A 14025-nucleotide genomic window follows, 5' to 3' on the forward strand; every position below is an offset into this window, starting at 1 on the left:
ACGACGACGCGGAGCCCGGTGAACGTCCAGGCACGTTAGTGGTGCAATGCGATTTTGAACGACTGGCGGAGCGCTATCGAGACGTACGAAGTCTCAGTGCACTTTACATTGAGTCGGGTCATGCGATAGCCGTATTGTTTCATGCGCTGCAGCTCAGAAACATAATCCCGCTATCGCTGACATTAACCGGTTTTAACCGAGGCGTGAGTGACTACTGCTCATCCATAGCGACCATTACGCTATAAGGTCTCCTTATGTACACGCTGATAAAGCTGGACGAAGCGACGCTTGGCTTTGTTAAGTTTGATATGCCGCTGTATTCGATTATTTACAGTTGCTGGCGAAATGAGCACGCGTTGAATGTGCAGGAGTTTGTACAGTTGACTCAACGGATGCGGGGTGTTTCTGACGATGCCTGGTTGCAACGTAAAACCTCGCGTAGTGGGCTGGGGCGTGAAGCGAATGGTTGGCGTTTGGATGAAGTGAAGCGTCGTTGCATGACACTCATAGAGAATTACTCAAGTCCCGAACTGGACATTGTTCAGGTGTCGTCAGAAGACGAAGTGTTTCAGCTGCTACAGCAATCTCTAGTAGAAGAAGTTGATATTGGTCGGAATTCGTTATTGTTTTTGTTTTTGTCTAAACCGGCAGCCAACGCCGACAGGCGTATCGACTGGTTAAGCGCAGGGTTCGTGGCCCAGCAACTGAGTGTTATTGCCGCTGATGCGGGGCTTGGTAGTTTTTCTAGTCATGGTTACGAGCGCCCATGTACTCAAACGCATGGCGCGCTTGATATTGAATATATCGTGTGGATTGGATAGGGGGTAAAAATGAGTCTCGGTGCCGAAGATATAAAAATTTATGACGGAGCCATATCGACCGAATTAGGCGCTCAGTTGAGCTCGCTGGCCAAAAAGCCGATCTGGCAATACGGTTGGCGTTCTAATGTTCAAAACGATAATTATTTTTTCTGGCACTCACATTTTGCCGGTGGTGATACCAGTAGCGAGACAGACAGTGCCGCTGTTTTATCCGACAGGCAGGGTTTGCAATCGGTCAGTTCACTATGGCTAGAGATCGAGGCGATGATTGGTTCGCCGCAAAAGTTGCTCAGGGCCTACGCCAATGGACATACCTACGGCACGGAAGGGTATTCGCATACGGACAGTAATCGAGAGGACAATCTGTCTTCAATCTACTTCGCCCACGACGACTGGCAACAAGACTGGGGCGCCGAGTTACTGTTTTACGGTGAGGGCAGGGAGATCATAAAGTCCGTGGCGCCTCTGCCAGGCCGTATCGTCATATTTCCAGGGTGTATTCTCCACCGCGCGAGTTCCCCCAGCAGGATTTGCCCCACGTTGCGGGTCAGTTTTGTTTTCAAGTCAGCCCCCAAGTAACCTGGCGACTGTGACGTTGCGTTGGCGCGGGGCTGGCATCCATCAGCCCCAAGCCAACGCTGACTTCGTTTGAAGGCTCATGGGGTGTCGAAGATTGGGCCCGCCCTGCCAGCCAACCTATCCAAACCGCCCGGTAATATAGTCCCCGGTCTGCTTCATATTCGGCTTGGCGGAGATCTTGTCCGTATCGCCATACTCATCAACTCCCCATGAACATGAGCGCGGTGTTGTCCGATATGGCACCGCCGCCTGGCCGTGTGCCCACGCTGATGGACGATCTGCTCAACGGGTTGTCCAGCCTTGATCTGCAGCCACTGCTTGCCAGCTGTGTATTTCACTACGAACTCGAATTCATCCATCCATTGAAAGACTTTCTGATCGAAATGAGCCGCGACTTCTGTTTTGTCGCTTCGCGCTACCCGTTGCAGGTCGGCGGGCGCGATTTTGTGCTGGATCTACTGCTGTTTCATCGCGGGTTGAATTGCCTTATCGGAGCCCGAATTATTTTTCCGCCACCCCGTCACAAACCACCCACCTGGCCCGTCATGTCGGTGTATCCCTCAATTAACGGAGCCACCCCATGTCATCCAGCCACCCGACCCAAGCCGTCAACCTGCTGCAAACCATCCCCGAGATCTTCGAAAGCCTGGGCCAGGTCCACGGCCTGATCGACGCCCATGGCCTGGCGCGCAAGCTGCACCACTTGGTGGTATTGCGCGCCTCGCAGATCAACCAGTGCGGCTTCTGCGTGAAGATGCACACTCGCGAAGCCCGTGAAGACGGCGAAAGCAACGACCGCCTGGACCGCCTGGTGGTCTGGCGCCATGTCAGCGATTTCAACGCCGCCGAACGCGCCGCCCTGGCCTGGACCGAAGCCCTCACCGTACTGCGCGAAGACACCGACTTCGGCCCGTTGCGCGCGGCCCTGCGCGAACATTTCAGCGACGCGCAGATCGCCGCCTTGACGGCCGATATCGGCATGATCAACCTGTGGAATCGCTTGCAGGTGTCGAGGCACTAAAGGATGGATCGAATCGATGAAACGACGGTGTTCGAAAGCCGTCGCAGCTTCCTGCTGGGCCTGGCCTACCGCCTCCTTGGCTCGCGCGCCGAAGCCGAGGACGTGGTGCAGGACCTGTTCATCAAATGGCTGGAGGCCGACAAGGCCTCCATCGCCACCCCGGCCGCCTGGCTGACCACCGCCTGCACCCGGCACTGCATCGACCTGCTGCGCTCGGCCCAGCGCTCGCGCCTGCAATACGTCGGCACCTGGCTGCCGGAACCGATCCACAGCCTGCATCACGACTCCCCGGAACAGAGCCATGAACTGGCCTCGTCGCTGTCCACCGCCTTCCTGCTCCTGCTCGAACGCCTGACCCCCAAGGAACGCGCCGCCTACCTGCTGTACGACATCTTCGACCTGGACTACCCCCAAGTCGCACAAACCCTCGGCGTCCAGGAAGCCACCTGCCGCAAACTGGTGTCCCGCGCCAAAGCCAGCCTGGGCAACACCCAAGCGCGCTACCAGCCGGAACCCTCACGCCAGCAACAACTGCTGAGCGCCTTCCACAGCGCCATCACCAGCGGCTCGACCCAAAGCCTGGCCGCCATGCTCTCCGAAGACGTCGAGCTGTGCGCCGATGGCGGCGGCAAAGCCAGCGCCATTCGCGAGACGCTGTATGGGTTGGAGGCGGTGCTGGGGTTTGTGGGCGAGTCGTTGAGCAAGTACTGGCGGGAGTATCAGTGGCAGGAGGTGGAGATCAATGGTGGGCGTGGGGTGGTGTTGCGGGGAGACGGGGAGGTGGTGGCGGTGGTGAGTTTTGGGTATGACGAGAGTGGGCGAGTAGAAAGGATTTTTATTGTGCGGAATCCGGAGAAGTTGGTGGGGTTGGGGGGGGAGCCGTTGATCTGATGTTTGGAGGCATCATCTTCCATCGTAGAATCCTCTGCAGACGCTGGCTCCGTTTCTAGATCAGTGCAGTACAGGGAGCAGCCCTTCATCCCTCAGACAACCATGGGGCGAAAGGTGTTTTTGATGATGAGATCGGTTGTAGTTGTGCAAAATCGGGGCTGCTCCTTCATCAGCTTCTTCCAACCAACGCGCAGTGAGATTTTTGTGACCTTGCTTGAGGAGGCAATGAGCTGTTTTAGAGGGGGAGGGTGAAAACCCGGTACGATTCAACTCTTCTTGGAGGTAGCAGCTTTTCTAGGCATGATACGGCATGTGGCCATCATTGCGTTGTCGAGCATTGCTAGCCGTTCGACTAGGCGAAAAAGATATGGAAGAGACGATAAGAGTAATGTACGGCGGGCGTGAAATTGACCGCATTACACGCTCTTTCAGAATGGATAGAGACCGGTCTGTTGTCATCTACAGAGAGCGGCTTTGGCCGGTAGAGGGCGGGTGTATCTACGTTGAAAGCGAAAGCAGCATGGCAGGTATTGATAGGCGACTCGATGCCGCTGAATGGAGAGTACTTGTCACACGTTTATTGCCAGGCTCACTTCCGGTTCTAAGAGAGGAGTGTTTCTCACTTCTTCGTATGCAGTTTGGAGATAACCTGCCTGACGGGATTGTCTGTGCAATATCTTCATTGACATTCATGGGGCTCGAACAGGAAGCCCGCGAACTGTTAGTGTATTTCCTATGCGAGAAACACGACTCGGAAAGATTAAGTAGTCTGTTGCAGGCTCGACTGCTTACTAGTGAGGTATCAAGTGCAGTTGCCCTTTGTACTAACGCAGTTCCTTCAGTTGATGGTTTGGGGGCGAAAATAGAAATCGGCTCAATTATCGAGGACGAAAGCCTGCAGGATTGGGACTGGGCTGCGTCAGCGGAGGCACAAACTCCAGAAATAGATGATATGGAGCTAAGGGTTGCTGCAAGTCGAATTCAGGGAGCTATCGGCTCTTATACTTCTGAGGAAAAGGGGGCAGTAATTCCTGATCTTACCCAACCTTTTGACGACGCTCTGTGGACTGAAGGTTCAATCTTTCCTTCACTTGCAAGTATAAGATCGCCTGAAGAGAGGGCTCTTGTGGAGCGCACTGCCAAGCTCAGCACAGTAGCCCAAGATGTACTGAGATACTTTGCAGACAATCCGGGAGATCGAGCTGCTCACGCGGAACTAGTGCTGGGGTATCACGTGACGGATATCAATAAGCTTCTATCGGGCTCTCTGAACTACTATCTGAAGAAATCAGGATCTGGCGGATGGGAGTGCCATCCGTGGGTTTCAGATATTTTGCTCATCTTGGATAACGCTTTGTGAGCAGATTGTTCATCGATTACGGTGACTCAAGCGCCCTCAAGCATTTAAGCAGTGCAGGCAATGCCGCCTCGGGAGTCTTGAGCTCACACTCCCATACGGTGAAAACCCGCCATCCGGCGCTGTCCAGCTCCTGCAGTGCCTTGCGATCTCTATCCACGTTGGATTCCAGTTTTTTTGTCCAGAAATCGACGCGTGTCTTGGGCAATACGGCGTACCTGCAGCCGGCATGGCGATGCCAAAAACATCCGTGCACAAAAATACAGACTTTCAGTCGAGGCAGTATGATGTCTGGTTTTCCCGGCAGGTCTCTTCGATGAAGCCGGAAGCGGTAGCCATGTGCATGCAGAAAGCGTCTGACAACCAGCTCCGGTCTGGTGTCTTTCCCCCTGATGCCTGCCATCATGCGGGATCTTGTGGCTTGGTCAACGATATCCATTTCGTATTTTCTCAAAACAGCGTGGTTTCATGAGTCGTAGCTATCCCATTCAAGTTGTGGATCTCTTTGCCGGCCCTGGCGGTCTTGGGGAAGGATTTTCCTCTCATTCGGACATTAATGGTGAAACCTTTGAGATCAAGGTCTCGGCCGAAATGGAGGCTTCTGCGCATTCCACCCTTCGGCTCAGGGCCTTCTATCGGCTGCTGAAGAATAAACAGCCCGAGGCCCTCGAGGATTACTACAACTTTTGTGAAACTGCGGATGTGCCTGAGCCCCATACGCCCAGAAGTCTGGAAGCATGGAGGCATGCGGACAATGAAGCGCAGCTGTTGGAGCTGGGTACCGAAGAGGGGAACACCAGGCTCGATAAAATTCTGGCAAGCCGTCTCGATGAGACAAGGCCATGGGTTCTTATTGGGGGGCCTCCGTGCCAAGCCTACTCAATCGTAGGTCGAGCCAGAAACCGCGGGAAGTTGGATTATCGTGCAGAGAATGATCATCGACATTTTCTTTATCGCGAATACCTGAGAATTATTCAGAAAAAGAGACCTGCAGTTTTCGTGATGGAAAATGTGAAGGGCATTCTTTCCTCACAGGTCGCCGGCGAGCAGATGTTCCCCCAAATTTTGCGGGATCTTGCTGACCCGGATGCAGCGTTTGGAGAAAGTGGCAATGGCCCGAAGTACAGAATCTGTTCTCTCGTTGCCGATGATATCTACGAAAGTGGAGCAGATTCTGACAGCATCAAACCAAGCAACTACATCATTTGTGCAGAGGAGTACGGCGTCCCCCAAGCGAGGCATCGAGTGATACTTCTCGGTGTTTCCGAGGAGTATCTGGATGCACTGGGCGATCATAAGCTGTCTCCTGTCTCTGGACCGACAATAGATCAGATAATTGGTAGTCTGCCGCCATTGCGCAGTAGCCTTACTCGGCTGAAAGACTCTCCTGATGCATGGGCGGACATAGTACGTCAGCACCTGAAGGAACTGAATCATGAGTGCCTTCAGTTGGTAAGTGATACACCTGAAAGACTTGTGCTGGCAACCAGACTCGGCATTCTTGCCAACAGTTATGACAGCCGCGACATGAACCCCGGTGGTCTGCGGGTACTGAAAAAGAACGCCTGGAGCGGAGTAACGGGAACTCCTCTTGATAGCTGGCTGCAGGACTCGAGGCTGAAGTACTGGCTTAATCACGAGGCTAGGGGGCACATGAGCTCCGATCTGCGCAGGTATGTTTACGCTGCCGCTTTTGCCGAGATTTACAAGGACTCACCCAAGGGGCACCAGGATTTCAATCTTCCCGGGCTGGCGCCTGATCACAAGAACTGGACGACGGGAAAGTTCAGTGATCGTTTTCGTGTCCAGAGAGCAGGTATTCCCTCCACCACAATAACCAGCCACATCGCGAAGGACGGTCACTACTTTATTCATTACGATCCAAAGCAGTGCCGAAGTCTGACTGTTCGCGAAGCTGCACGACTACAGACTTTCCCCGACAACTACTTCTTTCTCGGAAATAGAACACAACAGTTCCATCAAGTGGGTAATGCAGTTCCGCCGCTTTTGGCTCGGCAAATTGCAGATGTTGTTGCCCGGATCGTTAGGCGTGGAAAAAACGCGAAGTAGGATCAAATCCACCATTACAGGTACGACAGGGAGCGTTACTTTGTCACCCACATTCAAGAGCCGAAATGCTCCGCCCAAGGCCAGTGCAATGGTCGAGGCATTGCGAGGGCTGGGCTACAACACGCAAACGGCACTGGCTGACATCATTGATAACAGCATTGCTGCAGGGGCTTCGGAGGTCAGAGTCGAGTTCGTCTGGGCCCAGACAGAGAGTCGAATTACCTGCCTTGATAACGGTGCCGGAATGTCGGCAGCCGAGCTTGATCTTGCGATGAGGCTGGGAGAGCGCAACCCGCTGGAAGAGCGATCAGCATCCGACCTTGGTCGCTTCGGGCTGGGTCTCAAGACTGCATCATTTTCACAATGTCGCAGACTTACCGTGGCAACTATCGGTGTGGATGGGGTGCAGTCTCTGCGTTGGGATCTCGACTATCTGGCGAACAGTTCCGATGGTGGCTGGCACTTGCTGGAGGGCTCCCACCCTGGTTCTGAAGGGTTTGCCGAGCCACTTTCCGAAGCCGGCTGCGGGACCTTGGTCCTTTGGGAGGAGCTGGATCGGATCATTACTCCGGGAAGCACAGTTCAGGACTTTCTGAACCTGGCCGACAAGGTTGAGCAGCATCTTGGAATGGTGTTTCACAGGTATCTGGAAGGGAGTCGACCACGCCTCAGAATTCTGCTCAATGGCCAGCCAGTAAAGCCCTGGGATCCCTTCATGACGGACCATCCGGGAAAACCCTACAATCCTCCCGTATTCAGGCACCCGACCTTAAAAGGGGTCGAGGCTGAGTGTCATGTTCTGCCGCACAAAGACATGCTCTCGGGCGAGGATTTTGAAGTGTTGGGCGGTCCTGAAGGCTGGACAGCCCAGCAAGGGTTTTATGTTTACCGAAACGAACGCCTTCTGGTTGCAGGTAGTTGGCTAGGCCTAGGGACCGGCAGATCCTGGACAAAGGATGAAGCTCACAGATTGGCAAGAATTCGTCTGGACATACCCAACTCTGCTGATGCCGACTGGAAGATCGATATTCGTAAATCCACTGCCAGACCTCCGGTTTACCTACGCGACTGGCTGACCCGTCTTGCCGAAGCGACCCGTGGACGGGCGCGCCGAGCCTTTGCTCACAGAGGCAGGCCCACATTGCTTGGCAATAAACAGGTTGCCGAAGCCTGGAAGGTCGAGCGCCTCGCGAGCGGAATACGATACCGGATAGACAGCGATCATCCCGCGATAAGAGACGTCCTAGATGATGCGGGGGGGCTGCTTCCGCAGATCAGAGCGATGCTGCGAGTCATCGAGGAGACAGTCCCTGTTCAGAGGATATGGATCGATACGGCGGAAAACAGGGATACGCCCTGCACAGGCTTTGAGAAGACCCCGTCCAGTGAGGTCAATGAGGTTTTGATGGTCATGTACCGCAGCATGATCGAGAAAAAGGGATATTCGCCTTCTTCTGCCAGGGAGCAGCTTCGGACAACGGAGCCTTTTCATGCTTTCCCTTCATTGGTAGATGCCCTGCCCGACAATTTTTAAGGAGCTGCAACGAATGTCTGAAGACAACAAGTGGAGCATGGTCAAGTTTGTCCAAGAGATGATTGCGGACGAGCAGGGCAAGTCGGCGATTACACCTGCACTCATTTCGCAAAAGATCGACATGGTGCTAAGGATCATGCCGAACAAGGCTGAGGGGTTGGATCGCGAGGCCGTCACTGACGAACTGATCAGGCGGTTCAGTATCTGGGTCGGAAAGGAGTCCTCTCTTGTCGACATGGCCGGGCATATGCCTTGGTTGAGCAGCGAGATCAAGAAAGAATGGCGTTACTGGCGCCGCTACAGAGAGTGGCAGGAAAAGAAGTTGCCATGGAGTGCTGTGGAGGCACTCGATGAAACTACCGACAATGTTCTTTCCATGTTGGAAGATCCTAGGCGTGAAGGTCCCTGGGATCGTCGTGGCATGGTGGTCGGCCACGTGCAGTCGGGCAAGACCGGGAACTATACGGGGCTTATCTGCAAGGCGGCAGACGCTGGATACAAAATCATCATTGTGCTGGCAGGGCTTCACAACAACCTGCGTTCCCAGACTCAGATGCGACTGGATGAGGGGTTTCTCGGCTATGAAACCAGCCCCATAGAGGGAGAGGGGAACGTGGCCATTGGAGTTGGAAAAATTGACCCCTCTCCTTCATTGCGTCCCCAGTACGTTACCAATAGGACAGAGACTGGAGACTTCAATACCAAATTCGTAAAAAATCTTGGCGTCTCGCCGGAGCAGAAACCGTGGCTATTTGTCGTTAAGAAGAACAAGACGGTTCTGCAGCGTCTGCTGAAATGGATTCATAAGCATGTCGCAGAAACGACGGAACCGGAAACCGGTCGGCCCTTGGTAACCCATCTCCCGCTGCTGATCGTTGACGACGAGGCGGATCATGCGTCTGTGGATACTGGTGAGAAGGTAATGGACGAACATGGCCAGCCTGATCTCGAACATGAACCCACTGCGATCAATAGACTGATTCGCCAGATATTGCACTCCTTCTCAAGAAAGGCCTACGTCGGTTATACGGCCACACCATTTGCAAATATCTATATCCACGAACAGGGCGAGACAGCAAAGGAAGGGCCCGATCTTTTCCCCGCAGCATTCATTACCAATTTGTCTGCGCCGTCCAGCTACATCGGCCCGTCTAGGGTGTTCGGACTGGCAGGAGAAAATGGACGCCTCGGCACTCTTGATCTGGTTCGTCCAGTCACGGATCACTGTTCCTCTGATGGAAAGGGCGGTTGGATGCCTGTCGGCCACAAAAGCAATTACGTGCCTTCCGACATCATGCCTCCTTCGCTGGTCGAGGCAATACAGGCATTCGTACTGGCATGTACCATTCGCCAGTTGCGGGGGCAGGGTGCCGAGCACAGCTCGATGCTAGTACACGTCACGCGATTCAATCTGGTTCAGCAGCATGTACACGGGCAAGTTCGTAATTACATCATGCAGTTGAAGCAGCGGCTCAGAAGACGCATTGACCATGAAGGAGTGTTGGCTGAGCTGCGCAGTCTGTGGGACAGAGACATCCGAGCGACAAGTCACGAAATTGAAACGCAGATGGGAGAGGACTATCGGCGCAAAGCCGAAGACTGGCTCGAGATAGAGCGAGTGTTACCTGATCTGCTGGAACAGATTGATGTGCGCATGATTAATGGCACTGCAAAAGATGCTCTGGACTATGTTGATAGCGCCACAGGGCTGAAAGTCATTGCAATTGGAGGAGACAAGCTGGCTCGAGGGCTTACGCTTGAAGGCCTGTGTGTCAGCTATTTTCTTCGCGCTTCCAAAATGTACGACACGCTGATGCAAATGGGTCGATGGTTTGGCTATCGACCGGGTTACCTAGACTTGTGTCGTCTCTATACCACGACGGATCTGGTTGAATGGTTCGAGCACATCGCCGACGCAGCGGAAGAGTTGAGAGCCGAATTTGACTTCATGATGGAAAGCGGCCTGACACCACGTCAGTATGGTCTCAAGGTCGTCTCTCACCCGGTGTTGATGGTGACTTCGCCCCTGAAAATGAGGACCGCCAAAACCCTGCATCTGTCTTTCAGTGGAGATATTGTCGAGACGGTCAGCTTCTTCAAGGACTCCAACCTACTCGAACAAAATATCGCGGCTTTCAACTCCCTCGTATGCGCCATGGGTAAGGGATCACCGATTCTTCCGCAGAGTCGAAACGGTCGGAGCGATAGCTGGAACGGTGTGAGTTGGAATGGTATCGAGGCACAGTCTGTCGTTGATTTTCTGAGGGCGTACCAGACGCATCCGGATTCCCGAAAAGTGAGAAGTGATCTGCTTGCGAATTTCATTGAGGAAATGAGCAGGTCGGGCGAGCTTACCTCTTGGACGGTTGCCGTTATTGGTGGTGGTGTTGCTAGAGCTGAGGATGTTGCAGGCTTTTCGGTAAAGCGAATGAAGCGGCAAAACAAGTCTAAAGAGGCTGATCATAAGTATTCGATAGGTCGTTTGCTTTCTCCTCAGGATGAAGCTCTTGATCTTGATGAATCTTCATGGAATGCCGCACTTGAGTGGACTCGTACAGACTGGAAACCTGACCCTGGCCGTTCCAGAGGCAAGGAGTTGCCTGAGATACCAAGCGGACCTTGCATCAGGCGTGTTCGTGGTCAGGGACGTGGGAAAGTAGCACCACATCCCGAAAGAGGGCTTCTGCTTATGTACCTTCTCGACCCAACGGAATCTAAAGTCTTGGGAGTTGATGTACCTGTAGTTGCATTTGCAATCAGCTTTCCTTCCAGTAATTCGGGAAAATCGGTGCCCTATGTCGTCACTAATCTCATGTGGGAGCAGCAACAATAATGGCGGCAGTGACTAGTTGCGAGTTGCTTGGTATCTGGCGGGCTCTTCCCGGAAACGCGTCTGCTCCAGGATGGCGGTCGATTGATCTCTTTCAGAAAGCAACAATCAGGGTCAAGGCAGCCAGACATGCGCCGGGAAATGAAGAGGCGGTTCTGGTCGGTTTTGCAAACTGCAGAACAGCGCCTACTTCGCAGTTGCCTCAGGGGCAAGGATTTCGCATTGAAAATGTCGGGTTGGGTGAGGCCGCAGGTGAACATCATTGGCTTGCCATTGTTCGTCAACCTGAAGGTAGCCTAGAGCTGTTTGCAGCCGTAGTTTCCGACCTATGCGGACTGCTGGATTCCGGCATTGGTTGCACCGAAGAACTTGTATATCAGCGACTGCTTGGAAGAGTGCGCGGGTGGCAGGAATTCATGCGCAAAGGACGAGAGGGGCTGGGGCTTGAAGCTGAGCTGGGGCTTGTTGGTGAGCTCTGTTTACTGCGGCAGCTGATTGATGAAGGCGTGCTACTTTTCTCGGCAGTGCAAGGGTGGAAAGGGCCGCTCGATGGGCTTCATGACTTTCAAATTGGTATGGGGGCGATAGAGGTTAAGTCCACAATGGCGACGGAAGGCTTTCCGGTGAGGATTGCCTCACTGGACCAACTCGACGAGTCTCAGTGTCCGCCACTATTCCTTGCCGCACTACGCTTCGGATCAGCGGATTCGGGAATGTCACTTCCCGAGTTTGTGGAGGATCTGCGCTGCCTACTGGAGCCTGATCCCGCAGCGACCAGGCTTTTCGAACAGGCACTTCACCAGGCTGGGTATCTGGATATGCAGGCAGAGAACTACAGTCGTCGCTTTTCGCTGAGTGAGATAAGGATGCATCTCGTTGATGCGGAATTCCCGAGGCTGACGCCTTTCAGCATCTCGACAGCCATTCGTCGAGCGCAGTACGAGCTCGACTTGGCATTGATACCGGCTGATAACCATCCTCTGGCGGATGTGCTTGAGCAACTTGGAGTCATTTGATGGAACTTGTGGATTTTTTGCGGGACACCCAAGCATCGGTCCGAGAAGAAATTGTGAAGGATGTTGCACCGGGGGAGCTCCCTGTGCCAGCAGAGGCTGTATTTACTGAACATGTGATGACTCATATGGCCGACGAAGGAATAACCTTTGAGCCAACAGTCTGTCATTACGGTGCCAAGGTCGGATCTTACAAGGTCAAAATCAGTGGCTACTCGGTCTCGGACACAACCGACGAACAGGGAAACCCTGACCGACTGGATTTGTTCGTGAGTCTCTACAAGGGACTTGAAGATATTGAAGATATTCCGGACCCTGAAATCGGTAGAGCGGCCAAGCAAGGGCTGCATTTTCTCAAGTTTTGCGCCACGGGAAAGCTTTCAAAGGAACTTGATGAAACGAACGAGGCTTATCCGCTCGTCACGGAAGTTGAGCGTATATTCAAAACTCTGGATAGCATCCGGATTTTCGTAATTACTGATGGTCAGGTTAAGACAAGGAACTATGCACCCCAGGATATCGAGGGCAAACAAATTCGCCTTGAGGTCATGGATATTCAGCGTTTGTTCAACCATTGGCAGCAGGGGCGGCCGCGGGATGAACTGGTGGTCAACTTTCAGGACCTCTGTGGTACGGCATTGCCGAGTGTATGGGTCCCCGGGGCGGGCGATGATGAATACGACTATGCCCTGACGGCAATTCCTGGCGAGGCTCTGCGCTTTATCTACGAGAAATACGGGCCGCGCATTCTTGAAGCAAACGTACGTTCATTCCTGGGGGTTGGCAGCAGAGGGGTAAACAAGGGAATCCGTGACAGTTTGCGGCATAACCCAGATCGATTCATGGCCTACAACAATGGCATTGTTGTTGTAGCCGATGCTGCCAAGCTGGACCGTACATCAGACGGATCAACTGGCATTCTATGGCTTCAGGGAATGCAAATCGTCAATGGGGGACAGACCACAGCCTCCATCTACTTCGCCAAGAAAAAAAGCCCCGATATAGATCTTGGCAATGTCCGAGTTCCTGCGAAGATTATCGTGCTCCGGAATGGTCAGGGTGATGACGAGGAATTGATCTCGAATATCTCTCGCTATGCCAATAGCCAGAACGTTGTAAAGCAATCAGATCTTTCAGCAAACAAGCCATTTCACCGAGAGCTGGAAAAGCTATCCATGCGCACATATTGCCCAGATGGTGTGGGACGCTGGTTCTATGAGCGCTCGGCTGGCAGTTACAAAGTGATGCTCGAAAAAGAGGCGACCACGGTTGTTCAAAAGAAAAAGCTGCAGGTAGCAATTCCCCCCTACCGCAAGATCACCAAACCGGATCTGGCAAAGTTTTTGTTCACTTGGGAGCAGAAGCCCCACGTTGTAGGGCTGGGCAGTCAGAAAAACTTTCAGGCCTTCATGGATGAGCTAGGAGAGCGGGAAAATGCTGGAGTGGATGTGATTCCGGATCAACACCAGTTCAAGGATATGATTGCAAAGGCCATTTTGTTCAAGTCTGCTCAGAAGGTGATCAGGCCTCTGTTCCCAGCATTTCAGGGCAATATCACTGTGTACACGGTCTCGGTTCTTGCACTTAAACTCGGACATAATCTCAACCTTCACCACGTTTGGCAGGCTCAGGCCATTTCACCTGAACTACAAAGACAGTTGGCTACTTGGGCCCATGAAGTAAATGAAGCGCTTCACCGTGGTGCGGGTGGGAGGATGATTTCCGAATGGGCCAAGAAGCTCGAGTGTTGGTTGCAGGTCAAGGAATTCCGATATTCAGAAGCGGATACCGATATTCCGGAGATATCCTGAATTACCCTATGTAAGTTTCAGGTCTCTCAAGAGCGCCTTACGTTCCGGCCTCACTGTAACCTTGGTAAGTAAGGCCGAACTTCGCTGTCGTTGGTATG

The 14025-nt window shown here is 53.3% G+C and carries 11 protein-coding genes and 1 pseudogene; 11 read left to right on the top strand and 1 reads right to left on the bottom strand.

Going from position 1 to position 14025, the window contains the following annotated elements; all coding sequences use genetic code 11:
- Positions 1 to 254 precede the first annotated feature (254 nt).
- The 6 genes and pseudogenes from AC07PQ_RS06720 to AC07PQ_RS06745 all read left to right on the top strand — a co-directional run bounded on the left by AC07PQ_RS06720 (position 255) and on the right by AC07PQ_RS06745 (position 4672).
- Positions 255 to 821 (top strand): hypothetical protein, encoded by a 567-nt coding sequence (locus AC07PQ_RS06720; protein WP_493185058.1) that lies wholly within the window; start codon positions 255 to 257, stop codon positions 819 to 821.
- A gap of 9 nt (positions 822 to 830) precedes the next feature.
- On the top strand, positions 831 to 1400 hold the full coding sequence (locus tag AC07PQ_RS06725) for a 2OG-Fe(II) oxygenase (RefSeq protein ID WP_007920747.1): 570 nt from the start codon (positions 831 to 833) through the stop codon (positions 1398 to 1400).
- A gap of 353 nt (positions 1401 to 1753) precedes the next feature.
- Positions 1754 to 1903, top strand: a pseudogene (locus AC07PQ_RS06730) (PDDEXK nuclease domain-containing protein); the annotation flags it as partial.
- A 77-nt stretch (positions 1904 to 1980) separates the two neighbouring features.
- Positions 1981 to 2421 carry a carboxymuconolactone decarboxylase family protein gene (locus tag AC07PQ_RS06735; RefSeq protein WP_493185057.1) on the top strand — a complete coding sequence of 147 codons (441 nt, stop codon included), beginning with the start codon at positions 1981 to 1983 and terminating at the stop codon, positions 2419 to 2421.
- 3 nt (positions 2422 to 2424) lie between these two features.
- On the top strand, positions 2425 to 3312 hold the full coding sequence (gene sigJ / locus AC07PQ_RS06740) for an RNA polymerase sigma factor SigJ (protein WP_493185056.1): 888 nt from the start codon (positions 2425 to 2427) through the stop codon (positions 3310 to 3312).
- Between the two features lie 367 nt (positions 3313 to 3679).
- Complete coding sequence (locus tag AC07PQ_RS06745; RefSeq protein WP_493185055.1) at positions 3680 to 4672, top strand: hypothetical protein; 993 nt, start codon at positions 3680 to 3682, stop codon at positions 4670 to 4672.
- 16 nt (positions 4673 to 4688) lie between these two features.
- On the opposite strand, the gene AC07PQ_RS06750 is transcribed toward AC07PQ_RS06745, so the two are convergent.
- A complete protein-coding gene (locus tag AC07PQ_RS06750; RefSeq protein ID WP_493185054.1) occupies positions 4689 to 5108 on the bottom strand; it encodes a very short patch repair endonuclease in 420 nt (139 codons plus the stop codon).
- 29 nt (positions 5109 to 5137) lie between these two features.
- On the opposite strand from AC07PQ_RS06750, the gene AC07PQ_RS06755 reads away from it, so the two are divergent.
- From AC07PQ_RS06755 to AC07PQ_RS06775, 5 genes are all read left to right on the top strand, one after another.
- The gene (locus tag AC07PQ_RS06755) at positions 5138 to 6739 is read left to right on the top strand and encodes a DNA cytosine methyltransferase (RefSeq protein ID WP_493185053.1); all 1602 of its coding nucleotides are present in this window, start codon (positions 5138 to 5140) and stop codon (positions 6737 to 6739) included.
- Between the two features lie 88 nt (positions 6740 to 6827).
- Positions 6828 to 8273, top strand: a complete 1446-nt coding sequence (locus tag AC07PQ_RS06760) for an ATP-binding protein (RefSeq protein ID WP_493185319.1) — start codon at positions 6828 to 6830, stop codon at positions 8271 to 8273.
- A gap of 13 nt (positions 8274 to 8286) precedes the next feature.
- Positions 8287 to 11106, top strand: a complete 2820-nt coding sequence (locus tag AC07PQ_RS06765) for a Z1 domain-containing protein (RefSeq protein WP_493185052.1) — start codon at positions 8287 to 8289, stop codon at positions 11104 to 11106.
- The gene (locus tag AC07PQ_RS06770) at positions 11106 to 12119 is read left to right on the top strand and encodes a PD-(D/E)XK motif protein (protein WP_493185051.1); all 1014 of its coding nucleotides are present in this window, start codon (positions 11106 to 11108) and stop codon (positions 12117 to 12119) included. Before AC07PQ_RS06765 ends, AC07PQ_RS06770 begins: the two co-directional genes overlap by 1 nt.
- Positions 12119 to 13927, top strand: coding sequence for an AIPR family protein (locus AC07PQ_RS06775; RefSeq protein ID WP_493185050.1), 1809 nt, complete (start codon positions 12119 to 12121; stop codon positions 13925 to 13927). Before AC07PQ_RS06770 ends, AC07PQ_RS06775 begins: the two co-directional genes overlap by 1 nt.
- Positions 13928 to 14025: the final 98 nt, after the last annotated feature.

The organism is Pseudomonas sp. GW821-FHT09E12, assembly GCF_059416085.1.

What these genes read in the sequence shown, in the direction of transcription:
- AC07PQ_RS06720 (WP_493185058.1), top strand. Translation starts at nt 255, where the DNA reads ATGTACACGCTGATAAAGCTGGACGAAGCGACGCTTGGCTTTGTTAAG.
- AC07PQ_RS06725 (WP_007920747.1), top strand. Translation starts at nt 831, where the DNA reads ATGAGTCTCGGTGCCGAAGATATAAAAATTTATGACGGAGCCATATCG.
- AC07PQ_RS06735 (WP_493185057.1), top strand. Translation starts at nt 1,981, where the DNA reads ATGTCATCCAGCCACCCGACCCAAGCCGTCAACCTGCTGCAAACCATC.
- sigJ (WP_493185056.1), top strand. Translation starts at nt 2,425, where the DNA reads ATGGATCGAATCGATGAAACGACGGTGTTCGAAAGCCGTCGCAGCTTC.
- AC07PQ_RS06745 (WP_493185055.1), top strand. Translation starts at nt 3,680, where the DNA reads ATGGAAGAGACGATAAGAGTAATGTACGGCGGGCGTGAAATTGACCGC.
- AC07PQ_RS06750 (WP_493185054.1), bottom strand. Translation starts at nt 5,108, where the DNA reads ATGGATATCGTTGACCAAGCCACAAGATCCCGCATGATGGCAGGCATC.
- AC07PQ_RS06755 (WP_493185053.1), top strand. Translation starts at nt 5,138, where the DNA reads ATGAGTCGTAGCTATCCCATTCAAGTTGTGGATCTCTTTGCCGGCCCT.
- AC07PQ_RS06760 (WP_493185319.1), top strand. Translation starts at nt 6,828, where the DNA reads ATGGTCGAGGCATTGCGAGGGCTGGGCTACAACACGCAAACGGCACTG.
- AC07PQ_RS06765 (WP_493185052.1), top strand. Translation starts at nt 8,287, where the DNA reads ATGTCTGAAGACAACAAGTGGAGCATGGTCAAGTTTGTCCAAGAGATG.
- AC07PQ_RS06770 (WP_493185051.1), top strand. Translation starts at nt 11,106, where the DNA reads ATGGCGGCAGTGACTAGTTGCGAGTTGCTTGGTATCTGGCGGGCTCTT.
- AC07PQ_RS06775 (WP_493185050.1), top strand. Translation starts at nt 12,119, where the DNA reads ATGGAACTTGTGGATTTTTTGCGGGACACCCAAGCATCGGTCCGAGAA.